The sequence below is a fragment of the Peptococcus simiae genome, from assembly GCF_046097595.1.
Taxonomy (GTDB): domain Bacteria; phylum Bacillota; class Peptococcia; order Peptococcales; family Peptococcaceae; genus Peptococcus; species Peptococcus simiae.
In genome coordinates this window covers 40,938-65,086 of the sequence record NZ_JBJUVG010000007.1, presented here as the reverse complement: position 1 = coordinate 65,086, position 24,149 = coordinate 40,938, and the positions used below count along the sequence as shown (strand labels likewise).

The 24,149-nt window shown below is 50.6% G+C and carries 26 protein-coding genes and 1 tRNA gene; 8 read left to right on the top strand and 19 right to left on the bottom strand.

The window, feature by feature from the left end; translation table 11 throughout:
- Positions 1 to 14: 14 nt before the first annotated feature.
- The 4 genes from ACKQTC_RS05970 to ACKQTC_RS05955 form a co-directional block, all read right to left on the bottom strand.
- Entirely contained in the window at positions 15 to 518 is a 504-nt protein-coding gene (locus ACKQTC_RS05970; protein WP_408977519.1) for an O-acetyl-ADP-ribose deacetylase, read from the bottom strand.
- A gap of 100 nt (positions 519 to 618) precedes the next feature.
- The gene (locus tag ACKQTC_RS05965) at positions 619 to 1,437 is read right to left on the bottom strand and encodes an inositol monophosphatase family protein (RefSeq protein ID WP_408977518.1); all 819 of its coding nucleotides are present in this window, start codon (positions 1,435 to 1,437) and stop codon (positions 619 to 621) included.
- Positions 1,434 to 3,827, bottom strand: a complete 2,394-nt coding sequence (locus ACKQTC_RS05960; RefSeq protein WP_408977517.1) for a ribonucleoside triphosphate reductase — start codon at positions 3,825 to 3,827, stop codon at positions 1,434 to 1,436. The genes ACKQTC_RS05965 and ACKQTC_RS05960 overlap by 4 nt, the downstream gene beginning before the upstream one ends.
- 128 nt (positions 3,828 to 3,955) lie before the next feature.
- On the bottom strand, positions 3,956 to 4,645 hold the full coding sequence (locus ACKQTC_RS05955) for an anaerobic ribonucleoside-triphosphate reductase activating protein (RefSeq protein ID WP_408977516.1): 690 nt from the start codon (positions 4,643 to 4,645) through the stop codon (positions 3,956 to 3,958).
- A gap of 98 nt (positions 4,646 to 4,743) precedes the next feature.
- On the opposite strand from ACKQTC_RS05955, the gene ACKQTC_RS05950 reads away from it, so the two are divergent.
- On the top strand, positions 4,744 to 5,250 hold the full coding sequence (locus ACKQTC_RS05950; RefSeq protein ID WP_408977515.1) for a PH domain-containing protein: 507 nt from the start codon (positions 4,744 to 4,746) through the stop codon (positions 5,248 to 5,250).
- The gene (locus ACKQTC_RS05945) at positions 5,243 to 6,769 is read left to right on the top strand and encodes a PH domain-containing protein (RefSeq protein ID WP_408977514.1); all 1,527 of its coding nucleotides are present in this window, start codon (positions 5,243 to 5,245) and stop codon (positions 6,767 to 6,769) included. The genes ACKQTC_RS05950 and ACKQTC_RS05945 overlap by 8 nt, the downstream gene beginning before the upstream one ends.
- Before the next feature lie 48 nt (positions 6,770 to 6,817).
- On the opposite strand, the gene ACKQTC_RS05940 is transcribed toward ACKQTC_RS05945, so the two are convergent.
- Together ACKQTC_RS05940 and ACKQTC_RS05935 are read right to left on the bottom strand one after the other, a co-directional pair.
- Positions 6,818 to 6,991 (bottom strand): transposase, encoded by a 174-nt coding sequence (locus ACKQTC_RS05940; RefSeq protein ID WP_408977556.1) that lies wholly within the window; start codon positions 6,989 to 6,991, stop codon positions 6,818 to 6,820.
- Between the two features lie 103 nt (positions 6,992 to 7,094).
- Positions 7,095 to 7,262, bottom strand: a complete 168-nt coding sequence (locus ACKQTC_RS05935; protein ID WP_408977513.1) for a transposase — start codon at positions 7,260 to 7,262, stop codon at positions 7,095 to 7,097.
- Between the two features lie 148 nt (positions 7,263 to 7,410).
- On the opposite strand from ACKQTC_RS05935, the gene ACKQTC_RS05930 reads away from it, so the two are divergent.
- From ACKQTC_RS05930 to ACKQTC_RS05910, 5 genes are all read left to right on the top strand, one after another.
- The gene (locus ACKQTC_RS05930) at positions 7,411 to 7,893 is read left to right on the top strand and encodes an RNA polymerase sigma factor (RefSeq protein ID WP_408977512.1); all 483 of its coding nucleotides are present in this window, start codon (positions 7,411 to 7,413) and stop codon (positions 7,891 to 7,893) included.
- Positions 7,890 to 8,213: a zf-HC2 domain-containing protein gene (locus tag ACKQTC_RS05925; protein ID WP_408977511.1), complete on the top strand. Its 324-nt coding sequence runs from the start codon at positions 7,890 to 7,892 to the stop codon at positions 8,211 to 8,213. The genes ACKQTC_RS05930 and ACKQTC_RS05925 overlap by 4 nt, the downstream gene beginning before the upstream one ends.
- Positions 8,214 to 8,337: 124 nt before the next feature.
- Positions 8,338 to 8,565 (top strand): ATP-binding cassette domain-containing protein, encoded by a 228-nt coding sequence (locus ACKQTC_RS05920; RefSeq protein WP_408977510.1) that lies wholly within the window; start codon positions 8,338 to 8,340, stop codon positions 8,563 to 8,565.
- A 20-nt stretch (positions 8,566 to 8,585) separates the two neighbouring features.
- Positions 8,586 to 9,047 carry an ATP-binding cassette domain-containing protein gene (locus tag ACKQTC_RS05915; protein ID WP_408977509.1) on the top strand — a complete coding sequence of 154 codons (462 nt, stop codon included), beginning with the start codon at positions 8,586 to 8,588 and terminating at the stop codon, positions 9,045 to 9,047.
- Between the two features lie 11 nt (positions 9,048 to 9,058).
- Positions 9,059 to 9,814, top strand: a complete 756-nt coding sequence (locus tag ACKQTC_RS05910; RefSeq protein WP_408977508.1) for an ABC transporter permease — start codon at positions 9,059 to 9,061, stop codon at positions 9,812 to 9,814.
- Between the two features lie 197 nt (positions 9,815 to 10,011).
- On the opposite strand, the gene ACKQTC_RS05905 is transcribed toward ACKQTC_RS05910, so the two are convergent.
- Both ACKQTC_RS05905 and ACKQTC_RS05900 read right to left on the bottom strand, forming a co-directional pair.
- The gene (locus ACKQTC_RS05905) at positions 10,012 to 11,661 is read right to left on the bottom strand and encodes a glutamate--tRNA ligase (RefSeq protein ID WP_408977507.1); all 1,650 of its coding nucleotides are present in this window, start codon (positions 11,659 to 11,661) and stop codon (positions 10,012 to 10,014) included.
- Positions 11,662 to 11,727: 66 nt separating this feature from the next.
- A tRNA-Glu gene (locus tag ACKQTC_RS05900) sits at positions 11,728 to 11,799 on the bottom strand.
- A 159-nt stretch (positions 11,800 to 11,958) separates the two neighbouring features.
- On the opposite strand from ACKQTC_RS05900, the gene uraA reads away from it, so the two are divergent.
- The gene (gene uraA, locus ACKQTC_RS05895; protein WP_408977506.1) at positions 11,959 to 13,236 is read left to right on the top strand and encodes a uracil permease; all 1,278 of its coding nucleotides are present in this window, start codon (positions 11,959 to 11,961) and stop codon (positions 13,234 to 13,236) included.
- Positions 13,237 to 13,305: 69 nt separating this feature from the next.
- On the opposite strand, the gene recQ is transcribed toward uraA, so the two are convergent.
- The 11 genes from recQ to ACKQTC_RS05840 all read right to left on the bottom strand — a co-directional run bounded on the left by recQ (position 13,306) and on the right by ACKQTC_RS05840 (position 24,143).
- Positions 13,306 to 15,117, bottom strand: a complete 1,812-nt coding sequence (gene recQ, locus ACKQTC_RS05890; protein ID WP_408977505.1) for a DNA helicase RecQ — start codon at positions 15,115 to 15,117, stop codon at positions 13,306 to 13,308.
- The gene (locus ACKQTC_RS05885; protein WP_408977504.1) at positions 15,095 to 15,334 is read right to left on the bottom strand and encodes a hypothetical protein; all 240 of its coding nucleotides are present in this window, start codon (positions 15,332 to 15,334) and stop codon (positions 15,095 to 15,097) included. Before ACKQTC_RS05885 ends, recQ begins: the two co-directional genes overlap by 23 nt.
- A gap of 96 nt (positions 15,335 to 15,430) precedes the next feature.
- The gene (locus ACKQTC_RS05880) at positions 15,431 to 17,116 is read right to left on the bottom strand and encodes an acyl-CoA dehydrogenase family protein (protein ID WP_408977503.1); all 1,686 of its coding nucleotides are present in this window, start codon (positions 17,114 to 17,116) and stop codon (positions 15,431 to 15,433) included.
- Between the two features lie 234 nt (positions 17,117 to 17,350).
- Positions 17,351 to 18,373, bottom strand: coding sequence for an electron transfer flavoprotein subunit alpha/FixB family protein (locus tag ACKQTC_RS05875; RefSeq protein ID WP_408977502.1), 1,023 nt, complete (start codon positions 18,371 to 18,373; stop codon positions 17,351 to 17,353).
- Between the two features lie 17 nt (positions 18,374 to 18,390).
- Positions 18,391 to 19,170: an electron transfer flavoprotein subunit beta gene (locus tag ACKQTC_RS05870; protein WP_408977501.1), complete on the bottom strand. Its 780-nt coding sequence runs from the start codon at positions 19,168 to 19,170 to the stop codon at positions 18,391 to 18,393.
- A 13-nt stretch (positions 19,171 to 19,183) separates the two neighbouring features.
- On the bottom strand, positions 19,184 to 20,329 hold the full coding sequence (locus ACKQTC_RS05865) for an acyl-CoA dehydrogenase (protein WP_408977500.1): 1,146 nt from the start codon (positions 20,327 to 20,329) through the stop codon (positions 19,184 to 19,186).
- Positions 20,330 to 20,722: 393 nt separating this feature from the next.
- Positions 20,723 to 21,175: a CD1247 N-terminal domain-containing protein gene (locus ACKQTC_RS05860; RefSeq protein WP_408977499.1), complete on the bottom strand. Its 453-nt coding sequence runs from the start codon at positions 21,173 to 21,175 to the stop codon at positions 20,723 to 20,725.
- Positions 21,176 to 21,199: 24 nt separating this feature from the next.
- Complete coding sequence (gene efp / locus ACKQTC_RS05855; protein WP_408977498.1) at positions 21,200 to 21,757, bottom strand: elongation factor P; 558 nt, start codon at positions 21,755 to 21,757, stop codon at positions 21,200 to 21,202.
- A 76-nt stretch (positions 21,758 to 21,833) separates the two neighbouring features.
- A complete protein-coding gene (locus ACKQTC_RS05850) occupies positions 21,834 to 22,910 on the bottom strand; it encodes a M24 family metallopeptidase (RefSeq protein WP_408977497.1) in 1,077 nt (358 codons plus the stop codon).
- Positions 22,877 to 23,776, bottom strand: a complete 900-nt coding sequence (locus ACKQTC_RS05845) for a hypothetical protein (RefSeq protein ID WP_408977496.1) — start codon at positions 23,774 to 23,776, stop codon at positions 22,877 to 22,879. Before ACKQTC_RS05845 ends, ACKQTC_RS05850 begins: the two co-directional genes overlap by 34 nt.
- Entirely contained in the window at positions 23,742 to 24,143 is a 402-nt protein-coding gene (locus tag ACKQTC_RS05840; protein ID WP_408977495.1) for a hypothetical protein, read from the bottom strand. Before ACKQTC_RS05840 ends, ACKQTC_RS05845 begins: the two co-directional genes overlap by 35 nt.
- Positions 24,144 to 24,149: the final 6 nt, after the last annotated feature.

Here is a 24,149-nt window from a genome sequence, read left to right as displayed (position 1 = left end):
CCCCTAAACCGCCCTTAGCGGTCAAGTGCTGTCAAAACACCTTGGTATATCGCTGCATCTTCTGCCCGAAAGCAGACCAGGTAGACCTGCATATCCTCAGGCGCCTCTGCCAGGACGGTCCGAACCGCAACGACGGCCGCCTGGGCCAGCGGGTACCCGTACACGCCTGTCGAAATCGCCGGAAAGGCAATGCTGGTATAGCCGGCTTCTTTAGCCAGGGCCAGGCTGTTTTTATAGCAGGCCGCTAAGAGAGCCGGCTCACCGGAGGCGCCTCCCTCCCAGACTGGCCCAGCCGTGTGGATAATCCCCTTGCAGGGGAGCCGATAGGCGCCGGAAAGTTTCGCTTCCCCAGTTGGGCAGCCCCCCATTTGTTTGGTTTCTTCTAATAATTCCGGCCCAGCTGCCCGGTGAATGGCCCCATCAACGCCACCCCCACCAAGCAGGGATTCATTGGCTGCATTCACAATCGCATCTACTTCTAACTGGGTAATATCCCCTTGAATCACTGTCACCGGCATAAACTTGCCTCCTATTCATTTCTTTATAAAATCTATGTACCCCAAGGCCTATACCTAAAAACACTTAAGACCGCTAAGTCCCCTTAGCGGTCTTAAGTCTTTAGTTATCTTTAACCGGTGAAAAGTACCGGTGGATGATATCATCTGCTAATGCCTGGCTGGCTGCACACAAAAGGGGCAGAGGGGCACCTGACAAAAAGGGGTCGACGCCGGGCTGGGCACTGGGAAAAAGGGGCACCAGAACCCCGCCCAGCTCTTCTAAAATCACCCTGGCTGCTGCATGGTCCCAGGGCCGGAGCCGGCTGGACAGGTAGAGCTGGGTCCGGCCGGTGGCAATTTGGCAAATGGCCAGTGACCCGCAACCCATGGCCCGGGTGGCCCTGACCTCCCGGCTGATATTGAGGAGACCGGCATCTGTCCGCCGCATGAGGTTGCGCAGGGTACCAATACTCATTTCCAAAATACAGGCAGGCAGGGGCCGGTCGACCGGCCGGTCCAGGGCCAGGCCATTAAGGTAGGCCCCGCCGCCCTTGATAGCTGAGTAGAGGTCCCCCCGCTCCACATCAAAGACCACTCCAAGCAGGGGCTCTGACCCATCGTAAAGGGCCACAGAAATGGCGAAGTCCCGCTTGCGGCTGACAAAGTTGGTCGTCCCGTCAATGGGGTCGACAATCCAGGTAAGCCCCTCTATAGGTCTATTGTCTTTCTCTTCTGCATAAAAACCGGCGGGACACAGGGCCTGGAGCCGGGTGGCCAGCGCCGCCTGGACCCGGCGGTCCAGGTTACTGACCAGGTCCTGGGGATCATTACCCTTGTAATCGACAGATTCTATCTCCCATCCCCAGAGTTGGCAGCCGATATCCCGCACACAGGCGGCCACATCCCGGACCAGTGCCGGAAGATCAGGATGCGTGCTCATCGGACAGCATGCTGGCGGCTATAGGGCATGATTTCCCCCAGGCCCATATATTTTTCACCGGTGGACAGGACCAGGGTCGGCGCACTGGTGATGTCATAGGCCCGGGCCAGATCAGGGTTGGCTGCACAGTCGATGACCTTATAGTTGAGGCCGGCCTGGTCTAAGGCCTTTTGAGCCATGGGACAGTTGGGGCAGGTCGGCGTGGTGAAAAGCCAGGCTTCCTGGGCCTCAGCCGCATCTTGGACCGCTGCCTTTTCCTGGGCAGGGGCCTGACCTGCTCCTACCTTCCCTTGGCCAGTGGTCATCCAGCGGAGACCCATCTTCGCCGGGTCGTATAAGCACCGGTCCTTATATTCCTGGGTCTTACCGTCATTCCAGTTTTGAACCGGCCGGTAGTAGCCGGTAATCCGGCTGTAGACTTCTGCCGGCTTGCCACAATGGGGGCAGGTCTTTTCTTCGCCGGGCAGGTAGCCATGTTCCTGGCAGACCGAATAGGTTGGTGAAATGGTGTAATAGGGCAACTTGTAGTTTTCCGCGATTTTTTTGACCAATTGGGCTGAGGCCTTCCAATCCGGCAATTTTTCCCCTAAGAAGCCATGGAAGACCGTCCCTGAAGTGTAGAGGGTCTGCAGGTCATCTTGGATGGCTAGGGCAGAAAAGATATCTGAGGTGTAGCCGACCGGCAGGTGAGAGCTGTTGGTGTAGTAAGGGGTGTCCCCTTCCTTTGCAGCGGTGATGATTTCGGGATACCGGTTGACATCGTGCTTAGCAAAGCGATAGGTGGTTGATTCTGCCGGGGTGGCCTCCAGGTTGTATAGGTCCCCATACATTTCCTGGTAGTCAGACAGCCGGTCCCGCATATGGTTCAGGACTTCCTTGGCAAAGGTCTGGGTCGCCTCATGGGTCAGGTCTTGACGCAACCAATTGGCATTGAGGCCCACTTCATTCATACCGATCAGGCCGATGGTGGAGAAGTGGTTTTCAAAACTGCCCAGGTAGTGCTTGGTATAGGGGTAAAGGCCGGCATCTAAGAGCTTAGATACCACCGTCCGCTTGGTTTTCAGGGACCGGGCAGCCAAGTCCATCAGCCGGTCCAGGCGGGCATAGAAGTCTGACTGGTCCTTGGCCAGGTAGGCAATCCGGGGCAGGTTAATGGTAACCACCCCAATGCTCCCGGTTGATTCGCCGCTTCCGAAGAAGCCGCCGGATTTTTTCCGGAGCTCCCGGAGGTCCAGGCGGAGCCGGCAGCACATAGACCGGACATCGCTCGGCTCCATATCACTATTAATATAGTTGGAAAAATAAGGCGTCCCGTATTTAGCGGTCATTTCAAAGAGCAGGCGGTTATTTTCTTTATCTGACCAGTCAAAGTCCTTGGTGATGGAATAGGTCGGAATCGGATACTGGAAGCCCCGGCCGTGGGCATCCCCCTCCAGCATGACTTCAATAAAGGCCTTGTTGACCATATCCATTTCTGCCTGGCAGTCCCCGTAGGTAAAGTCCATGGGCTTGCCACCGACAATGGCCGGTTGGTCCGCCAGGTCGGCAGGGACGGTCCAGTCTAAGGTAATATTGGAGAAGGGCGCTTGGGTCCCCCAGCGGCTGGGGGTGTTGACGCCGTAAATAAAGCTCTCGATACATTTTTTAGTGGCCTCATAAGACAGGTTGTCGGTACGGACAAAGGGGGCCAGGTAGGTATCGAAGGAAGAAAAGGCCTGGGCCCCGGCCCATTCATTCTGCATAATCCCTAGGAAGTTGACCATTTGGTTGCAGAGGGTGGCCAGGTGCTTGGCGGGACTGGAGGTAATTTTACCGGGGATGCCACCCAGGCCCTCCTGAATGAGCTGCTTAAGGCTCCAGCCGGCGCAGTAGCCGGTGAGCATAGACAGGTCATGGATGTGGATGGCCCCACTCTTATGGGCTTCAGCGACATCCTGGTCGTAAATTTCGGAGAGCCAGTAATTGGCCGTAATAGCACCGCTATTGGATAAAATAAGGCCACCGACCGAATAGGTGACCGTGGAGTTTTCCTTAACCCGCCAGTCTTCTACATTCACGTAACTATTAACAATATCTTTATAGTCCAGCAGGGTATTGGAGACATTCCGCATTTTTTCATGCTGCTTCCGGTATAAAATGTAAGCCTTGGCCACATCGGCATAACCGGCCTGGGACAGGACCTTTTCCACTGAGTCCTGGATATCTTCTACGCAAACGAGTTCATCTTTAATTTTCGGCTCAAAGTCTGCCGTTACCTTAAGCGCCATAAAATCAATAATATCCGGCGTATACTGACGCCCACAGGCATTAAAGGCAAGCACCATTGCCTGGGTAATTTTTTCAAGATTAAAAGGGGCTACAGACCGATCACGCTTTAGTACTTGATACATTGAATACCCTCCTATAAATTCTTTAGCTAACTTAAATGCTATCAGAACCCCCGGCGGATGTCAACGCAAATTACTAAATATGCCTACTAATTCCTATCACACTCGGCTTCAGATACTATATGTAGTATCTACCCTCTTAGGTCAGCATTCGGGCAAATGCTTCGGACTGCCTTTAGGCAGGCTTCTATCTCTTTTGGCGACAGGCTATGTAGTCCCGCCTGCAAGAGGTCCCCCTCATCTTTAAAGGTTTGTAAAAAATACCGGTCAACAGGCCCAATCCACCGGGCCAGGGCCAGGAGCCGGTCCGGGGTGTGGAATTCTTTGACCAGGGTCGTCCGGAACTCAAAGGGAATGGTCCCTTCCTTTAACAATTGCATAGTCTCCTGGACTGGGGCCAGGTCAAAATGCGCTAGGCCGATGGTCTCTGCGTAATGGAGAGGGTCATTTTTTACATCCATAGCTACATAATCCACCAGCCCCTGGTCCAGTAAAGGGGCCAGGCGGTCGGGCAGGCTCCCGTTGGTATCCAGTTTAACGGCAAAGCCGCGGTCTTTAACGGCCTGGATAAAGTCGGCCAGCCCTGACCAAAGCAGGGCCTCTCCCCCACTGATACAAACGCCGTCTAAAAGGCCCCGGCGGGTATCCAGAAAAGCCAGGACCGACTCAGGGCTGTGCTGGTCTTCAACCGGCAGCCGGTCTTCAGCCAAGGCCCCGTTATAGCAAAAGGGACACCTGAAGTTACAGCCGCTTAAAAAGACCGTCGCGGCCGTCTTGCCCGGATAGTCTAGTAAGGTCAGCTTGGTAATATTGCCAATCATAGACGCCACCCTTTCTGTACATCATCATTTTTCCATGCTATACTAAAAACCCAATTTATCCCTGTTTAATCCTCTCTTCAGACAAGAAAGGAGTCTTTATGCAAGTATCCGATGCCCACCTACTGCCAGCCGCAGCTAAGAAAGCCATGGTTTTGGAATCCTTACTCAACCTCGTCATCGTCGGTGTCATTACCGGCGTCATCTATGCCGTCCTCACGGCTTTCCAACTGCCGGCCCTCGTCATCCTCATTGCACGGGCCATTGCTGCTCTCGTCATTATAGCATTAATTGTCAACCTCATTGCCAGTATTACAGTTAAATACCAACGGTACAGGTATATTATCCACTCAGACTTAATTGCCGTCCGCTCAGGGGTCTTTACCATTACTCGAGAGTACCTCCCCATGCGCCGGTTACAAAAAGTCCATGTGGAAAGCGGGCTGATTAACCGTTTCTGTGGCCTGGCTGATATTGAGCTTTATTCCGCCGGCGGCACCCTCTCTATCCGCTATTTGCCGGCCGATGAAGCCGAAGCCCTGGCTGAAGACTTGAATAACAAGGTCAATGAACTGATTGCCGATGGGGAGGTTTTAACCCGTGTTTAATGGGCCCTTCAAACATGATAAGCGGATGATTCCGGCCCGGCTATCGGCAGGCCTGACCCTTTTTGCCGCCATCTCCTTTGGCCAGCTCGATGACCTGAAAAATATCCTCCAGGCCCTCCTGGCCGGGAATATTAAAGGGGCCATGAGCTATAGCTTCATCCTGGTTATTTTATTGGCCATCCTGGTCTTTAACGGCCTGGCTGCCTTTTTACAATGGCGCCGGCAGGAATTTATCCTCACTGACGACACCTTTGAAATGAAGGATACCAAACTGATCAAACGCCTGATGCGGATCCGCCTGGCGGATATTTCCAATGTCCAAATCAAAGAGCCCCTGGGCTGCCGGGCCCTCGGCATTGCTCAAGTTTGTATCAACACCAATACCCGGGCGACGGCCTCCAGGACGGATATGACCGTCTACCTGGCCAAGGACCGGGCCCTGGCCCTCAAGGATGCCTTAAAGGGCGGTGCCCTAGCCAAGCAGACCGGGGAAGACCGCGACCTCGCCCCCGAAGGCGACCGACCGGCTTGGGGCAAGCACTATTCCACCCGGGAGCTGGCCAGGCATTGGCTCCTGAGCCTGTCCTGGTTCTCCCTTTTTGTCCTGGCCCTTGGGCTTATTTGGGCCGGCCTGGCTGCCTTTATCGTCCTGGTCCTAGGGGGTAGCCTGGCCTGGCTACCCATCAATGAAATCGGTAAGCTAGCCCCCCTGGCCATCCTGCCCCTTTTAACCGCCTTTATCTTCCCCTTTATCCGGCAAACGGCCCTGACCTGGATCCGCTGGTGGGACTTTCGCGTAGCCTATGACGGGGACCGCCTCCTCTTAGAGCATGGCCTCTTAACCCGAAAGTCCTTTACCATGCCCATTGACCGAATTCATGCCGTAACCATTGAGCAAAACTTTATCGGCCGCCTCCTGGGCTACGGGTCGGTGACCGTGGTCAATGTCGGCCTGGAAGATGAAAATGAGGGTCTCTCTTCCCAGCTCCTCCTGGCCGCCCCCCTGGGCGAGATTTTTAACCAGCTGGAAACCCTCCTGCCGGGCACGACCTGGGCACCAAGCCTAGTCCAGCAGCCCAAACGCAGCATGGTCCCCCTGACTTTTAGCAGCCTGGTGGTCCTGGTCCTTTTGACCGGCTGCCTTCTCTACTTTATCCCGGGGGTCTGGAAGCTGATGGCCCTGCCGCCGGTCCTCTTCTTCCCCCTCTATGCCTTAGCGGCCAGTCGGACACCCGGTGTCCAATGGCAGGGTGACCAGATTGTCCTGGTCGAAGGCACCTTTGACCGGCGCTGGCACTTCCTCCATGAATGCCACATCGAACAACTGGCCATTAGCGAAAAATGGCTGCCCCGCCTACTCGGCCTATCCCAAATCACCTGCACCATCCTCTCCCCTTCAATCCTAACCGCCAGCTACCTGTCCGGCTACTACCCCCTCACCTTCTGGTCCCCCTTCTTGAAAAAGTGGGTCCGGTGGAAGGACCGGCAGTTGAAGGCAGAGAAGGCCAGCCCCAACTAAAAAGGGCTGTTGCAAAATAGCTCTCTTAATAACGTCACAAGGCCCGTCTCATTTCGAGACGGGCCTTGTGACGTTAATGTAAAGAAGGTCTACCATCAGGTAGGGATAGGCTTTTTCTGTTAGCTGGGCATGTTGCCATTCACGAACCATTCCATCAAGTTCTTTGCTAAAGTTAGCTACAAAGGATTTAGAAATCTTTTTTCTACATAGCTCCTCTACAATTTACGTGTGGAAACCTATTGGACATATATTTCTAAGACAGAAGTAGGGAGGGCTTTTTCATTAGGTTGATAGCGGCCAAAACATCCGTCGAGAACCGGCCATCTCATGTTCTAGGCACCCGGAGGGGCAAATGACCAATTCGTGTGCTATAACCCCCTTCATGGTAGCCATTACGATGACTTGTGCGTTCATGATTACGCTCGTAGTTGCCAACCTTGATGTGTTCATCTCGCTCCTGTTCCATGAGTGGGTTAAAAACATTGTACCGCAAAAGGACTGATATAACCTCTTTTGCTTTTACATAAGTATATGGACTCTATCATTCTATGGATGCAGCTATTAACAACTAAAATATTTGTAACGTTTTTGATGTATGGTCGTCTAATATATGAAAAGAGTTTAGGGGGTGTGATTATACAGTGGAGTCTAATTATGAAGAAGTATATGCAAAATATTTTCCTAAAGTGTATCTATATATTTTTACGATTTGCCATGATGAGCATATTGCTGAAGAAGTCACTCAAGAAGCTTTTTTTAAAGCATTAAAGAATATAAGCTCATTCAAAGGCGAATGTAAACTTCAAACTTGGCTCTGTCAAATTGCTAAAAATACTTTATATGATTTTTACAAAAAAGAAAATAGGCAAGTGTCTATTGAAAATTACTCTAACGAATTAATCTCTGATATAGATCTAATTATTGCCTTTGAACAAAATAATCAGATAATTAAAGTGCATGAATGCTTGCATCATTTAGAAGAACCTTATAAAGAAGTATTCACTTTAAGGATATTTGCAGAATTGTCCTTCAAGCAAATTGGTGAATTGTTCAATAAAACTGATGGATGGGCAAGAGTCGTATTTTATAGAGCTAAGAAGAAGTTATTGGAGGAATTAAAATGAAAATTTCATGTAAAGTAATTGAAGATCTTCTTCCATTATACATAGATGAAGTGTGTTCTGAAGAAAGCAAAAAACTAATAGAAATTCATTTGACAGGATGTAGCAGATGTAGTGAAATTCTCGAACAAATGCAATCAGATTACGAGCCACAAAATAATATAGAATTAAACTTAAAAGACGCTGAACCTATTAAAAATTTATCAAATGCCTGGAACAAGAAGCTTGTAGGGTCAATGTTAAAGGGAGTTGCATCTACATTATTTATTGTGTCTCTTATATTTTTACTGGTTTATATTTTTGTTGGAATACAAATAGGATAGTTTTATAGGAGGATATTTTATATGCATTCAAGAAGCAAAAAAGTATTTATCGTCTTTGGTATCCTGCTTTTCCTAGTTCTTTTGAGTTTCATTGCAGTTAAAACCAAGTAGAGGGGTGATACAGATGGAGAACTTGAAAATTGAAAATGTGACAAAAGAATATAGGGAAAGTGCCCTTTTGGATAATGTGACGTTTGATCTTGAAAAAGGAAAAGTATATGGATTGTTAGGAAAAAATGGAGCAGGCAAAACGACACTTCTCAAAATAATTGTCAAACTGATCCCTATGGATAATTATAAGGGGAGGGTGAAAATTTTAGATTCAGAGAAAAAGATATCTGCTTTAATTTAATTAGTGATCCATCTTGTTATATGAATCTGACTGTTAAAGATAATTTGAAATTATATTCATTTCTATTTTATGACCGTAAAGTGGCAAGAGAAGAAGCTATCTGTAAAATGATTGATGACTTTAGGTTAAAAACAATGATTAATCAAAAAGTCAGGTCACTATCTTTAGGAATGTTACAAAAGTTAAAATTGGCTTTGACATTTATGCCGAGTACTAGCATCTTAATATTGGACGAACCTTTTAATGGTTTGGATATTGAAGGTGTTTTACTCTTGAAAGAGAAAATCAATGAAGCAAAAAATATGGGGAAAACAATTATGATAACCAGTCATAATACAGAACAGTTAGCAAATCTTTGTGACAATTTTGTTATATTACATGAATCTAGAATATATAGTGTAAGTAAAAATCAAATTAAGGATAATAGTCTAGAAGATATTTACTGCAATACTAGAAGATATTTACTGCAATATCTTACTTGAAGGAAATGATTATGTTAGTTAAAAGAGATTTGTTTAGAGCCTTAAAAAGCTTCCATGTCCAATCTGCCTTGTTATTTACTATTCTATTGAGTGTTTTATTTACAATCCTTATAGCTACTGGCCAAAAAATTGGGATATCTATCTTTGGTGAACTCATTACTTATAAAGATCTATCTGAGGTCCTCATGAATGGATTAAATTATACTAAAGGGTTGGGATTTTTAATAACTTTTATTATATCCATATTTATTGCACAAGAATATCAATACAACACTTGGCAACACTATCTATGTTCAGGTAAAACGCGCTTAGAGATTTACCTTGGAAAATACTTATTTTCTTTATTAATTGCTCTAACGGTATTTCTTTTGTATACATTTTCGTCTTATATCACCTCCTTCATTCTAGGAAAACCGCTCGATATTAATCAAATACTTTTTGTAGTAAGTAGGGGGATGATTGTCTACACATCATTAGCAAGTATCGTTGTATTAATTTCTATGAGCCTTAAAAATTATATATCCAGCATTTTGTCATCCTTTTTCTTTGTGTTTTTTGAAAAGGATATTTTGATATCGGTTATAAGCCTGCTTAAAAAGATAAACTTAGACATAGTTTTTGTTGAAAATTTTACTTTGATGAAGATAAATACTGCAGCTCAAATTGAAAATATCAATATATTTACAGAAATGGTTTTCCCTTGTGCATTTGTGATGATCTTGACGATCATACTAGGATGTTATTGTTTTTCAAAGCATGAATTGTAAAAGGATGATTTTATTCAGTATTTAGATGACTAAAATTTTATGGATGAGGTTCCTTGGCGTTTGACGGGCATCTGGGGACCCCGTTTTTTACACCAACTTTATTGACGCAACTCTTTCTACTGAAAATATTCTCATAAAAAACGGGGCTGTGCCGAATGATTTTACACATTCTGACACAGCCCCGTTTATATGTCCATCTAGGCCACTTGGGTCAAATAGGCCTGAATCCGGCTCTTGACCTTATCCGGGCCCATAATCTGCTGGACACTCCAGAGATCAGGGCTGGCCATTTGGCCGGTAACTGCCAGGCGGATAACGGCACTGACATCGCCGACATGGCCCTTGTAGCTGTCCGGGTCCTTTTTATAGTCTTTAGGCCGGGCAGCATAGCCCAGGTCGGTGGCGATATCTCGGACTTTGCCAAACCAGGCGCTGTTGTCATCGGCCGGGTCATAGGTCTCAAGGTAGGCCTCTAAAATGGTCCGAGCCTCTGCCGGGGGGATATTATCCGGCAGGTCATCCTTCACTTGGAACCATTCATCAAAGAAATAGCTGACATGGGCCAGCATTTGTTCTGCATAGACCAGGTCTTTCCGCGGTTTCTTCCCATCGCGGCCAATGGCCAAAAGGCGGACCAATTCTTCCCGATGGGCCTGTAAAAGGGGGGCTGCCTCTGGGGCATAGTCTTGGGCCCAGTGGATTAAAAAGTCGGCCAGGTCTTCTTCTGAAATATGGAGGAGGCTCTCTTTAGCCACGTCATCCAGCTTGACCATGTCGTAGAGGGCGCCGGAACTGGCCATCTTATCCAGGGTCACCTGGAAGTCTTCCAGGGGGGCCTCCGGATGGGCCAGCCGCCATTCTTCATAGTCGGAGTTGATGAGGATCATGAGGTACTCCCGGACGGAGGTCGGATGGTAGCCCTTTTCCATATAGTAGGAGAGGGCCATTTCGGGGTCCTTCCGCTTGGAGAGCTTGCGCCGGGTGCCGTCATCAATCTTCATCAAATGGGCGGTGTGGCAATAGAGGGGGGCCTGCCAGCCAAGGATTTCAAAGAGTTCCAGGTGGATGGGCAGGGTGGCTAGCCATTCTTCTCCCCGGATGACATGGGTGGTCCGCATGAAGTGGTCATCGACCACATGGGCAAAGTGGTAGGTGGGGATGCCGTTGGTCTTTAAGAGGACTACATCCTGCTTGTTCGGGTGGACGGTAACATGGCCGCGGATGCCGTCCGAGACCCGGTAGCCGTCACCGGGTAGGGCCCGAGACCGTAGGCGAAGGGTCCAGGGACTGCCGGCATCCAGCTTGGCCTTAATTTCCTCAAGGCTGAGGGTCCGGTCCTTGGCCCATTTACCGTAGTAGCCGGTATCTGCCTTTTCGGCCTCCTGCTGGGTCCGCAAGGTGGCCAGGTCCTCTTCTGTGGCAAAGGAGGGGTAGGCATAGCCCTGGGCCACCAGGTGTTTGGCCATGACATGGTAGATACCTGCCCGATCACTTTGGTGGTAGGGGCCATAGGCGCCCTTTTCTTCTGTTTTGAAGACCCCTTCATCATAATGAATGCCAAAGTAGGCTAAGGCATCGGTGATGACATCCTCTGCCCCTTCGACATACCGCTTATGGTCGGTATCTTCTATCCGCAGGAAAAAGCGGCCCCCACTCTGGTGGGCTAACCGTTCATTGATTAAGCCGGTATATAGGTTCCCAATATGCATAAAGCCGGTGGGCGAAGGACCCAGGCGGGTGACAAAAGCCCCTTCCGCCAGGTCCCTTTCGGGATACTTGTCCTCTAAATCTGCCGGGGTCAAGTCAATATCCGGGAAGAGCCACTGGGCCAGTTGTTGATGATCCATAATGCCTCCTTACAAAGCACACACATTTGACAAAATAAAAAACGGTTCCCTGTGGAACCGCCGTCATAACCCATAGGGGAATCGAACCCCTGATTCCACCGTGAGAGGGTGGCGTCTTAACCGCTTGACCAATGGGTCATAAGCTACTTATATTTTAGCGAATGCCCCCTGATTTGTAAAGGCCTCTGGGCCAATTGATGATTTGACCTCCCGGGGTCAATAAAACCTTGACCTCTCTAAGACAATCAACTAGAATAACAAAGGTTTAGACATCTACTCGTATAAGGGGGTCTTTTTATGGCAAAAAAATTTTATGATGTAGAATCGCGTCCGCCCTGGCGGGAAAGTATACCCTTATCCGTCCAGCACTTATTCGCTATGTTCAGCGCTTCCATTTTGGTCCCAACCATCCTGGGGGTCAATCCTTCGGTGGTCCTTTTCTTCAATGGGATTGGGACCCTGCTCTTTATTTTTATCACCAAGGGGTCTTCCCCGGCTTATTTGGGGTCAAGCTTTGCCTTTATTGCCCCCAGCCTACTGATCATTAATGCCCAGGGGATGGGCTATAGCTACGCCCTGGGAGGCTTTATCGCCTCGGGCCTGGTCCTTATGTTGGTGGCGGGTCTGGTTTACTTCTTCGGGGTCAACTGGATCAATGCCTTACTGCCACCGGCGGCCATGGGGGCTGTCGTTGCCTTAATCGGTCTTGAACTGGCCGGCACCGCCGCTAAAATGGGCGGCATCGTTTTAGAAGAAGGGGCCAGCGTGGACCTGACCCGGGTCGCTGTCTTCCTGATTACCCTGATGGCTGCGGTCCTGGGCTCTATTGTACTCCGGGGCTTCTTGGCCCTTATTCCCATCCTTTTGGCCATCATCATTGGCTACATCGCTGCTGCCATCGTGGGGATTGTTGACCTGACGCCGGTGCAGGAAGCCAGCTGGTTTGCCCTGCCGGCCTTTAGCCACCCCACCTTTAACTGGGGGGCCATGACCATTATTCTACCGGCCACCCTAGTCGTCATCAGTGAGCACATCGGCCACCAACTGGTCACCGGGAAAATCATCGGCCGGAACCTCATCCGCAAGCCCGGCCTCCACAAGACCCTCTTTGCAGACGGTTTCTCCACCATGCTTTCCGGCTTTGGCGGGTCGGTCCCGACCACAACCTATGGTGAAAACATCGGGGTCATGGCCATGACTCGGGTCTATAGTACCTGGGTGATCGGCGGGACAGCCGTCCTCTCTATCCTCCTGGGCTTTATCGGCAAGGTTTCTGCCCTGATTCAGTCCATTCCACCGGAGGTCATGGGTGGGGTTAGCTTCCTCCTCTACGGGATGATCGGGGTATCCGGCATCCGCCTGCTGGTCGATGCCAAGGTAGACTATAACCTGCCCCGTAACCAGGCCCTGACCGCTATCCCCTTTATCACCGGCTTATCCGGTGCCTATGTCCAGCTGGGATCGGTCAAGCTGACGGGCATGGCCTTAGCCACTGTCGTTGCCCTCTTCCTGGGCCTCCTCCTCTTTGTTTTAGACAAACTCAACCTGACCCAAGACCGGGCCGCCTTAAAGTAAGTAAAGAGCACCTACAGTCACTGCCCCTTCTAAAGGGTAGGCAGCTGACAGCTAGGTGCTCTTTTTTATTTATTCGGCCGAGGTCTCTATAAAGGAGCGGATAACTGATAAGAAGGGGGCGCCGTACTTGGCGGCCTTAACGGCCCCAATGCCATGGACCTCAAGCAGGGCCTCTTCTGTGACCGGCATCCGCCGGGCCAGGTCCTGGAGGGTCCGGTCGGTAAAGATGATGTAGGGGGGCAGGTGGAGGTTCTCAGCCATATCTCGCCGCAATTGGCGCAAGACCTGCATGAGTTGGCCGTTGACATCTTCTGTGGCCAGCTCAACCTGGTTGGTCCGCTCTTTAAAGGGCCGGTTCATGCTCAGCTGGACCTTGCCCTGCAATAGGGCCCGGCTTTTTTCGGTCACTTTCAGGACCGGGTAGTCTTCCCCTACGACGGCCAGGTAGCCTTCTGCAGCCAGGAGGGTCATAATATCCCGGACCTCCCCCTTACTGCTCTTGGCCAAGAGGCCATAAGTGGATAGGTGGTTAAAGCCCTCCGTCCGGATGCGGTTGGTATTGGCCCCCCGCAAGACGTCGATGATCAGGCTGGTCCCGTAGCGCTGGCCCATCCGGATGACGCAGGAAAGGACCATTTGGGCCTTTTGGGTGACATCTGAGGTCTGGATCCGGCCATCACAAATGGCGCAATGGCCACAGGGCCCGGTCTTCTCCCGGTCCGGCTGGAAGTAGTGGAGCAGGTACTGGCGCAGGCAGGTCCCGGTATAGACATAGCCCAGCATGGCATTTAATTTCCGGCGGGCATCCGGCTCATAGCTCTGACTGATCAGGAAGAGGTTGGTCATAATATCCGCTGCATGAAAGAAGAGGACCGCTTCAGCCGGGGCCCCATCCCGGCCGGCCCGGCCCGCCTCCTGGTAGTAACTTTCCATATTTTTAGGGATATTGTAATGGATGACCCGGCGGACATCCGGCTTGTCAATCCCCATGCCAAAGGCATTGGTGGCCACCGTCACCTGGACCCGATCATTGATAAAGGCCTCCTGGTTGGCTTCCCTGTCTTGGGCGGGAAGGCCGGCGTGGTAGGGAACCGTTGCCACCCCCTGGTTATTGAGGTAGTCGCAGACGTCCTCCACTGTCCGTCTGGTTGCACAGTAGACAATGGCACACTGGCCATCGGCCAAGAGAGATAAGAGGGTCTTCTTCCGGTTGGCCGGCGCCAGTACATTAAAGTAGAGGTTGGGCCGGTCAAAGTCCGCCACATAAATGAGGGGATCCTCCAGGCTTAGGCCGCTGACGATATCCTTTTGGACCTGGGCGGTCGCCGTCGCGGTTAGGGCGGCAAAGACCGGCCGGGGCTTGAGGTCTGCCAGGCTGGCGGCAATCTGCCGGTAGCTGGGCCTAAAATCATGCCCCCATTGGCTGACGCAGTGGGCTTCATCAATGGCCACCAGGCCCAGGTCCAGCTGTTTGAGGGCCCGGAGAAAGCCCTCCTGCCCCAGACGCTCAGGGGCAATATAGAGCAATTTCAGCTGGCCGGACCGGGCCGCTGCCATAATCTCATGGTAGCGGTCCAGGTCGGTCTGGGCATCAATCTTTTCAGCAGCAATGCCCAATTCCCGCAGGGTATCTACCTGGTCCTTCATCAGGGAAATGAGGGGTGAGATAACCAGGGTTAGGCCTTGTAACATCAGGGCTGGAATCTGGTAGCAGAGAGATTTCCCGCCACCGGTGGGTAGAATACCCAGGATGTCCCGCCCCTGTAAGATGCCGGCAATGAGCTTTTCCTGGCCCGGGCGGAAGTCATCATAGCCAAAGTATTTTTTTAGTAAAGTCCTCGCCTCTTGCATCTGCTGCCTACCGGTTTCTCTTGGTGCCATTGTAAATAAAGGCCCGGGGGTCCATCTTATAAAAGCGCCCCTTATCAATGCCAAGAGGAACCAGGCATTTGGGACAACAGATTTTATGGGCCTGGACCACCGGCTCATTATAGACCTGGGCAATCCGGGCCTTATGGCAACGCAGGACTTCTCCCGGCCCGATTTTATCATATTTCCAAATTTTTTCTTTGCACTTGGCGCAACGAATCACTAACATAGCAGGCCTCCTTGGCATCATTGTAGCATAGGCGGCTGACTTCAACAAATAGGTGCGAAAAAGAGCCGCCCAAAGGGCGGCTCTAGTCAGTTAATCTTATAAGGCTTCCAGGGCCTCAGTGAGAAGGGGGATAATCTCATACATATCGCCGACAATCCCGTAGTCACATTGGGCAAAGATGGGGGCATTAGGATCTTCATTGATGGCTACGATGACCTTGGTATCCTTAATCCCGGTCAGGTGTTGCTTTTGCCCGCTAATGCCGGCACCCAGGTAGAATTGACCGGCAAATTTCTGCCCGGACAGGCCTACATACCGGGTAAGGTCCATCCATTCTCTTTCTTCAGATATCGGGCGAGAGCAGGATAGGACTGCCCCAAAGGCCTGGGCCAATTTTTCCATCATTTCCCGGTCTTTGGCATGCTTTAAGCCCATGCCGAAGGCCACCAGCCGATCAGCCTGGCCGATGGGACCGAAAATATCGTCAACCCTTTGCTTGTCAAAGCCCTCTTCTTTCAGGGCCTTGACCAGGGCATCGACCCGGTCCTGGCTGGTTCCTTCATCAAAGATCTGCATCTTCCGTTCATTCTGTGGCGCCGGGGCCTTGTTATCCTTCTTAACCGGCTTATCTTTCTTCTTTCGTGGCATCAGGTGGCTGGCGATAACCACCCGTTGGATTTCATTGGTCCCTTCATAGATAGCTGTAATTTTAGCATCCCGGTAAAAGCGTTCCACCGGCAAGCCCTTGATAAAGCCGGACCCGCCGAAGATCTGGACCGCTTCATCAACCACTTCCAAAGCAATGTCGGAGGCATAGAGCTTGGCCATGGCACTCTGCATCCCATAATTTTCATGGGCATCCTTCATTTCCGCTGCAGAGTAGACCAGGAAGCGGGCGGCCCGAATCTTAGTCGCCATATCTGCCAGCTTAAAGCTGACCCCTTGCTGGGCTGCAATCGGTTTACCAAACTGAACCCGGTCTTGGGCCCGTTCTAAGGCTTGTTCATAGGCCCCTTGGGCAATCCCTAGGGCTTGGGCGGCAATCCCAATCCGGCCACCGTCTAGGGTCATCATGGCGATTTTAAAACCTTGGCCAACTTCCCCTAAGAGGTTTTCCTTAGGCACCCGGCAGTTTTTAAAGACCAGTTCAGCGGTCGCCGAAGCCCGGATTCCCATCTTATTATAGCGGGTCCCGAAGCTGAAGCCTTCCGTCCCTTTTTCAACAATAAAGGCCGTAATCCCACCATGGGTCCCCTTTTCCTTATCGGTTGCCGCAAAGACCACATAGACATCGGCTTCAGGGGCGTTGGTGATAAAAATCTTGGTCCCGTTTAAGATATAATCGTCCCCGTCTAAGACAGCAGTGGTCTCGGTACCACCGGCATCAGACCCGGCATTTTCTTCAGTTAAGCCAAAGGCGGCCAGTTTTTCCCCTTTTGCACAGGGCACCAGGTATTTTTGCTTTTGCTCCTCTGTCCCAAATTCAGCAATCGGCCAGGTCCCTAGGGAGTTGTGGGCAGATAAGATAACCCCCACACTGGCATCAATCCGGGAAAATTCTTCGACAGCGATGGCATAGGCTTCGTTACCCATTTCCTGGCCGCCGTATTTTTTCTCAAAGGGCAGGCCCATCCAGCCCTTTTCGCCCATCTTTTTGACAATTTCTTCCGGGAAAATGCCTCTTTCATCCAATTGGAAGGAAAGGGGAGCAATTTCCGATTCTGCAAAGGCACGAATCTCTTGGCGTAATTTTTCATTCTCCGGGCTAACCTTATATCTCATGAGGTCTCCTTTCATATTTAGCAAGAAACTTGTCTCTATAAAGTAATCATACCCTTACTAGTATTATTTCATTGCAAAATATTCATTAAAAAGCTGAAAAATCATAAATTTTTTATAAAAAACCAGGGGCATAGATACAAGCCAGTCCGACTTCGAGACAATACAAAAGATCCGCCCGAAGGCGGATCTTTTGTATTGGAGTGAAATGAAAAAATGGAGTAACCTAAATAAAGCTTAGTTTTCTTCTTTGGCTGCTTGTTCAGCAGCGATGGCTTCCGTTAAAGCCGGAACAATGGCGTGCCAGTCACCAACAAGGCCAACGTCTGCAATGTCAAAAATAGGTGCAGAGGCATCCTTATTAATGGCAATGATATAGCCGGATTCTTCCATCCCAGCCAGGTGCTGGATGGCACCAGAAATACCAATGGCAAAATAGAGGTCCGGACGGACGGTTTTACCGGTTTGGCCGACCTGTTGGTCTTTTTCCAACCAGCCGGAATCAACGGCTGCACGAGAGCCGGCAACAACGCCACCCAAGGTATCGGCTAATTTTTCTAGGATGCTGAAGTCTTCAGCGTTACCAATCCCACGGCCGCCGGAAACCAGGACTTTGGCTTCCTGGATGTCCATTTTTTCGCTGACCTTGCGAATAACATCCTGGACTTCAACAAATTTATTATTGGGGGTTAAGTCCGGTTTCCAGTTCAGGACTTCAGCCTTAGCCTCGTGGTCTACCGGACGTTTCACCATAACCCCCGGACGGACGGTGGACATTTGCGGGCGGAAGTTCGGGCACAAGATGGTTGCCATCAGGTTCCCACCAAAAGCCGGCCGGGTCATCATCAAGTCTTTGGTATCCGGATCGATTTCCAACTTGGTGCAGTCTGCAGTCAGGCCGGTATGGACACGGCCGGATACACGCGGCGCCAAGTCACGGCCAATAGCAGTTGCCCCATAAAGGACAATGGCCGGATGGAAGGTTTCAATCGCATGGTAGATAACAGAGGTATAGGGTTCAGTGGTGTAATGCTCCAGGCAGGGGTCATCAACGACGATGACTTTTTGAGCCCCGCGGGCAGCCAAGTCGTCAGCTAAATGGCCAATGTTATGGCCCAGGACAATAGCGGTGACCTCAGTATTTAAGTCTGCGGCTAATTCCCGGCCTTTACCGATTAATTCATAGGCTACATTAGATACTTTTCCATCTAATTGTTCTGCAAATATAAGTACGCCTTCATAAACGTTTTGATCTGGCATATCGTTCTCACCCTTTCTTACAGCATGAAGCGCTCTTTGAGCTTGTCCACAATGTATTCAACCGATTCTTCCGGGCTGGCTTCAATCTTGGTACCGGCAGCTTTAACCGCTTTCGGGAAAGATTTGACAACTTTCGTCGGTGAGCCCTTTAAGCCAAGATCTTCGGCATTGGCATCAAGGTCATCAAAATGCACTTCAGTGATTGGTTTGTCAAAGGCTTTGAAAATGCCACCCGGGGTCATATACCGCGGTTCATTTAATTCTGCCAAGGCCGTAACCAGGCAGGGCATTTTTGCTTTAACGATATGGTAGCGATCTTCAAACTGACGTTTGACGATGACATGGTCGCCTTCAACCTTGAGGTCTTCAGCGTAACTGATATTGGGGATACCCAGGTGCTCACCGATTTGCGGGCCAACCTGTGCGGTATCCCCGTCAATGGCCTGGCGGCCAGTGATGATGAGGTCAAAGTCTAATTTCTTCAGGGCCAGGGAAATCGTATAGCTGGTGGCCCAGGTATCAGCGCCACCGAAGGCCCGGTCTGTTAAGAGGACACCGTCATCTGCGCCCATGGCCATGGCTTCCCGTAGAACAGCTGTTGCCTGGGGCGGCCCCATGGTTAGAACGGTAATATGGGCCCCGGTTTCTTCTTTAATGCGGAGCGCTGCTTCTAAACCGGACTTGTCATCCGGATTCATGATTGAGGGCACCCCTTCACGAATTAAGGTCCCCTTAACCGGATCCAATTTAACTTCTGTGGTATCCGGTACTTGTTTAACACAAACCACTATTTTCATTGAAAGTCCCCCCTTATGCCATCAGGTTCCCTGAAATGACCATCCGCATCACTTCAGAAGTACCTTCATAGATTTCTGTAATTTTTGCATCCCGCATCATACGTTCAACATCGTATTCAGCGATATAGCCATAGCCGCCATGCAATTGTACAGCCCGTTCCGTAACGAAGCGGGCACATTCAGAGGCAGACAGTTTCGCCATAGCCGCTTCATAGGAGAACCGTTTGACTTTAGGATCATCCTTGGCCAGAGCTGCCTTGTAAACCAGGTGTCTGGCTTCTTCAATCCGGGTAGCCATTTTAGCGAGTTCAAATTGGATATACTGGAATTTGCCGATGGCTCTGCCGAACTGCTTCCGTTCTTTGACGTATTGCAGGGTCACTTCTAAAGCGCCTTCAGCCAGGCCCAGAGCTTGGGCTGCAATCCCGATCCGTCCGCCATCCAGGGTGGTCATAGCTACACCAAAACCACGGCCTTCCCGGCCCAGCAGGTTTTCTCTCGGAATCCGGCAGTCTTCAAAGATCAGCTCATAGGTGGAAGACCCGCAAATCCCCATCTTCCGTTCTTTGGTCCCAAAGCTGAAGCCCGGGGTGCCTTTTTCAACGATAAAGGCTGAAATCCCTTTAGTCCCCAGGCTTTTATCGGTCATGGCAAAAACAATGTAGGTATCTGCCTCTTTACCATTGGTGATAAAGATTTTGGACCCGTTGAGGACGTACTCATCGCCATCGAGGACGGCCTTGGTTTGTTGGCCGGCGGCGTCGGTCCCGGCACCCGGTTCAGTTAAGGCAAAGGCCCCTAATTTTGACCCGTTGGCCAGGGGCACCAGGTATTTTTGTTTTTGTTCTTCTGTCCCGTTTTTTAATAAGCAATCTGCGCATAAAGACGTATGGGCGGATACGATAACCCCGGTGGTCCCGCAGACCTTGGATAATTCTTCAACAGCCAGGACATAGGTTAGGGTGTCACACCCTTGACCGCCGTATTCCTCAGGAATAGGAATCCCCATAAAGCCGTATTTTTGTAATTTATCCACTGTTTCCCGCGGAAACTCGTGGCTTTCATCAACTTCTTGTGCGTGGGGCTTGACCTCTTTTTCTGCAAAGTCCTTAAAGAGTTGCTGAGCCATGGCCCGCTTTTCATCTAATTGAAAGTCCATACAAATACCTCCTTTGAATTGCTAGCTTTCATACTACCTACAAAGCCATGTTTTTTGTGTAAAAATTCACTTGCTATTTTAAAAAAATTAAGACCAGAGAACAGCTTTTTTCCGATCTTTAAGAACAACAAAAAAATACCTTTTAAAAAACCGCCAGGTTCTTAAGAGATATTTTTGAAGCTTACCAATCGCTTTACAGGCATTATATCACAGTTGTTTATATTTGTCATAACATTATGGCTAGTTTTTTATGGAATCTTCATCTTTTTCTTTCAATTCAATTCTTCTTGCAACTTTCTACTACAACCTGCCCTTTTTAAGGGCTGAACGGCCTTAGTTTGTGCAAAAATACACAAAAAGGCTGGACCCCTCACAGGGCCCAGCCTTCTCTATTTATTTATCGTCTGCTTCGTCGTCAATATCAATAACATCTTCTTCCTCGTCTTCGCCAATGGTTGTCACCACTTCACCGCAATTTGGGCAAACGATATCCACCGCCTGATCATCTTCGGTATCATCGAAGTAAGCAATGGTTTCACCGCAACCAGGGCATTCCGATTCCATGTAATTGCCTAGGGTATTGAAATCATAGTCTTCAAAATCATCGTCATCATATTCGTCATCAAAGTCGAAGACAGCTTCTTCAACATCAGAAAGGTCTTCATCCAGTGCATCCAGGTATTCTTCCATTTCATCGGTTTCATCTTGAAGATAATCGACAACCAGTGCCATTTCTTCAATTAAATCGATTAATTCGGTATAAAACTTACCCGTTTTATCCTTTTCCTGAAGACCTAAACCATCAGCCAAACCTTTTAGATATGCGACGCGTTCTGAAATAGCCATGTCAATCTCCTTTCAAGGCGCCCCTTAGGCGCGTTCGATATAGTCACCGGTCCGGGTATCAATGCGTAAGACATCACCAGTATTGACAAAGAAGGGCACTTGTACAGTCACGCCAGTTTCGAGGGTAGCGGGTTTCGTACCACCGGAAGCGGTATCGCCTTTGATGCCTGGCTCCGTTTCAGTTACCTCTAGTTCAACGGTCGTCGGCAGTTCTACACCGAGAATCTCGCCTTCATAAGAGGTCACCTGGCAATCCATATTTTCTTTCAGATATTTTTCGCCACCGTCCAGAGCGCTTTCTGGGAGGCTGATTTGGTCGAATGTCTCATTATCCATGAAGACATAGCTGTCACCGTCAAAGTAGAGGTACTGCATTTGATGACGTTCCAGGGTGGCCTTAGGTACTTTTTCACCGCCGCGGAAGGTCATTTCAGTGGTAGAACCGGTTTTCAGGTTTTTAATTTTAGTACGTACAAAGGCTGCCCCTTTACCGGGTTTTACGTGCTGAAATTCGATAACCTGACAGGGATCACCATTTAATTCAATGGTAACGCCAGGTCTAAAGTCGTTAGATGAGATCATTCGTTTAATTCCTCCTCACAGTCTTGGTCAGTCAGCTATATTATACCGTGCCGGAACGGACATTACCACCTTTTTATTACAGGATTAAAAGGTCTTTCGGTGACCCGGTTAAGTTCCGGTGGCCATCTTTGGTTAAAACGATGACATCTTCAATCCGCACCCCGCCTTGGCCGGGCAGGTAAAGGCCCGGTTCTACGGTAATGGCTACATTTTCAGCCAGGGGATTTTTCTCGCTGGGTGAAAAAACCGGTTTCTCATGAATTTCAAGGCCGAGGGAGTGGCCCAGGCCATGGCCGAAGTATTGGTTCATACCGGCCTCTTTAAAGATATCAACGGCCACTTGGTGGATATCGGCGCCGATGACCCCGGCCCGGGCCTGGCTCAGGCAGGCCTTCTGGGCCTTGAGGACCAATTGGTAGAGGTCTTTTAACTGGTCGCCGGGCTCACCGATGGCCACCGTCCGGGTCATATCTGAGCAGTAGCCCTGGTAGCGGCAGCCAAAATCCATGACCACCAGGTCCCCCTTCTCCAGGGCTTTCAGACTGGCCAGGCCATGGGGGAGGGCAGCTCGGGCGCCACTGGCCACGATGGTATCAAAGCTGGTGCCCTGGGCGCCCCGGCGGCGCATTTCCGTTTCTAAAATCAGGGCCACGTCCACTTCTGTCATACCGGGGACCATCTTTTCGCAGGCCAACTGAAAGGCCGCATCCCCAATGGCTTCTGCTTGGCTAATCAGGGCAATTTCATCGACATCCTTCACCGCCCTTTGGGCATCGATTAAGGGGGAGAGGTCCACAAGGCGGTCGCTGCCAAAGAGGCCTGCCAGCATCTGGTAGGTCGGGTAAGAGGCCAGGCGGCCGTCAAAGCCGATGGGCTCCTGACCGGCAGCCTCTACCACATCTGCTAATTTACTGGCGGCGGTCATCCCGCCGACAATGGCCAGGTCGATATCCGGTGCTTCAGCCTTGGCCTGGTCCCGGTAGCGGCCGTCGGTCAATAGGATGGTCCCGTCAGGCATGATCACTAAAAAACCGAAGCTACCGCTAAAGCCACTATAATACCGCCGGTTCTCATAAGAGGTCACAATCAGGGCCCCTTGACCCTTGGCGGTCATTTCTTTTACGAGCGCTGCTCGCCGTTGTTGATAATCCATTTCTTCTCCTTCGGGGCTAGGCCCAAGTCATAGTAATGGTAAGTGGGTGCCTTGTCATGGGACCTGATTCCGGCCTCTATGGCTTCCATTAAGGCCTCGTCATTTTCCAACCGGGCCCCTTCCGCCGGATTGACATAGAGCTGGTCGGCCTTGAGCCGGCCGGCACCGGTTATCGTCACCCGGCCATCCAGGTAGATATTTTTAGCCTCGACCGGGGCGGCCAGTTGGAGGTCCCCATTAACAATCAGGTCACCATTGACTCGCAGGGGGGCCTGGACCGTCAAGGCCCCGGTCACATGGAGGCCTTCCGGTTCACTGTATTGACCCAGCTGGTTGAGGTCATCCTTGGGCCCTTTTTCTGACGGGGTGACCACCAGGGGCCCCAGGCCATAACGCACCAGCCAGACCCTAAAGCCATCTGTCTTACCATTCAAATCATAAACCATAATATCTTTACCGTCCAGGGCATGAGGGGTACGGACAGCGTAATATTTCCAGGTCTGGGTCCGGACCGGTGAATCCCCCTGCCGGGCTTGGGCCTGGACGGCTACCCGGTAGGCGTCCTCCCGCTTTAGATAAGCCGCTATGTGGTGGTTGGCGGAGAGGTCTGTATCAAATAAGGTAAGGGCGGCCCCCGGCGCCGGCAGGTCTTCCGGCAGGGCCTGGCGGGCTGCGCGAATGGCCCCATCCAGGAGGCTAGTCACAGCCAGGTCCTCACGGGCCGCTTCTCCACTGGCCACTTGAAAACGGATCAGGGCCAGGCCTGTCATGAGGATCACTATCACCACCGCAAAGACAAAGAGAACCAGGATGAGGGCCCCGGCCCGCTGCCTACCAGATAAAGGAAACCGACAGGGTCGACCCATCTTCCCCCTCCTTTATTTCCATGTCCGTGATGGTAGAAACCTGGGCCTTTTTTTCGAAGAATTGGTAAAAATCCAGGAGCTGGTCGGTCTTACCCTTAAGGCTAAGGCTGGTATGCCCGGTCTGGGGGTTAAAGGTCAGGTCCGGGGCGCCGACGGCAAATTTTTCCTGGGCCTTGTGGGTCATATCCAGGAGGTCCGAGGCCTGCCAGTGGCCGGTCGACCGGTCGCCCCCGGTCGATACCGTTTCCTGGCGACTGACCTGGTCCTTGTAGGCCTGGATCTGGCTCACCTGGGTCCCTATTTGAACCGCAAAAAAGAGGCCCAGAACGAGAATCAGGGCGATTAGTAAAGGTTTACGAACAGGCATGGCCCA

Excerpts from the sequence above, each read along its gene's own strand:
- ACKQTC_RS05875 (WP_408977502.1), bottom strand. The coding sequence starts at position 18,373 with ATGCCAGATCAAAACGTTTATGAAGGCGTACTTATATTTGCAGAACAA.
- ACKQTC_RS05870 (WP_408977501.1), bottom strand. The coding sequence starts at position 19,170 with ATGAAAATAGTGGTTTGTGTTAAACAAGTACCGGATACCACAGAAGTT.
- ACKQTC_RS05965 (WP_408977518.1), bottom strand. The coding sequence starts at position 1,437 with ATGAGCACGCATCCTGATCTTCCGGCACTGGTCCGGGATGTGGCCGCC.
- ACKQTC_RS05885 (WP_408977504.1), bottom strand. The coding sequence starts at position 15,334 with ATGTTAGTGATTCGTTGCGCCAAGTGCAAAGAAAAAATTTGGAAATAT.
- recQ (WP_408977505.1), bottom strand. The coding sequence starts at position 15,117 with ATGGCACCAAGAGAAACCGGTAGGCAGCAGATGCAAGAGGCGAGGACT.
- ACKQTC_RS05840 (WP_408977495.1), bottom strand. The coding sequence starts at position 24,143 with ATGCCTGTTCGTAAACCTTTACTAATCGCCCTGATTCTCGTTCTGGGC.
- ACKQTC_RS05960 (WP_408977517.1), bottom strand. The coding sequence starts at position 3,827 with ATGTATCAAGTACTAAAGCGTGATCGGTCTGTAGCCCCTTTTAATCTT.
- ACKQTC_RS05950 (WP_408977515.1), top strand. The coding sequence starts at position 4,744 with ATGCAAGTATCCGATGCCCACCTACTGCCAGCCGCAGCTAAGAAAGCC.
- ACKQTC_RS05845 (WP_408977496.1), bottom strand. The coding sequence starts at position 23,776 with ATGGGTCGACCCTGTCGGTTTCCTTTATCTGGTAGGCAGCGGGCCGGG.
- ACKQTC_RS05880 (WP_408977503.1), bottom strand. The coding sequence starts at position 17,116 with ATGAGATATAAGGTTAGCCCGGAGAATGAAAAATTACGCCAAGAGATT.
- efp (WP_408977498.1), bottom strand. The coding sequence starts at position 21,757 with ATGATCTCATCTAACGACTTTAGACCTGGCGTTACCATTGAATTAAAT.
- ACKQTC_RS05920 (WP_408977510.1), top strand. The coding sequence starts at position 8,338 with ATGGAGAACTTGAAAATTGAAAATGTGACAAAAGAATATAGGGAAAGT.
- ACKQTC_RS05905 (WP_408977507.1), bottom strand. The coding sequence starts at position 11,661 with ATGGATCATCAACAACTGGCCCAGTGGCTCTTCCCGGATATTGACTTG.
- ACKQTC_RS05910 (WP_408977508.1), top strand. The coding sequence starts at position 9,059 with ATGTTAGTTAAAAGAGATTTGTTTAGAGCCTTAAAAAGCTTCCATGTC.
- ACKQTC_RS05925 (WP_408977511.1), top strand. The coding sequence starts at position 7,890 with ATGAAAATTTCATGTAAAGTAATTGAAGATCTTCTTCCATTATACATA.
- ACKQTC_RS05970 (WP_408977519.1), bottom strand. The coding sequence starts at position 518 with ATGCCGGTGACAGTGATTCAAGGGGATATTACCCAGTTAGAAGTAGAT.
- ACKQTC_RS05915 (WP_408977509.1), top strand. The coding sequence starts at position 8,586 with ATGAATCTGACTGTTAAAGATAATTTGAAATTATATTCATTTCTATTT.
- ACKQTC_RS05860 (WP_408977499.1), bottom strand. The coding sequence starts at position 21,175 with ATGGCTATTTCAGAACGCGTCGCATATCTAAAAGGTTTGGCTGATGGT.
- ACKQTC_RS05955 (WP_408977516.1), bottom strand. The coding sequence starts at position 4,645 with ATGATTGGCAATATTACCAAGCTGACCTTACTAGACTATCCGGGCAAG.
- ACKQTC_RS05850 (WP_408977497.1), bottom strand. The coding sequence starts at position 22,910 with ATGGATTATCAACAACGGCGAGCAGCGCTCGTAAAAGAAATGACCGCC.
- ACKQTC_RS05865 (WP_408977500.1), bottom strand. The coding sequence starts at position 20,329 with ATGGACTTTCAATTAGATGAAAAGCGGGCCATGGCTCAGCAACTCTTT.
- uraA (WP_408977506.1), top strand. The coding sequence starts at position 11,959 with ATGGCAAAAAAATTTTATGATGTAGAATCGCGTCCGCCCTGGCGGGAA.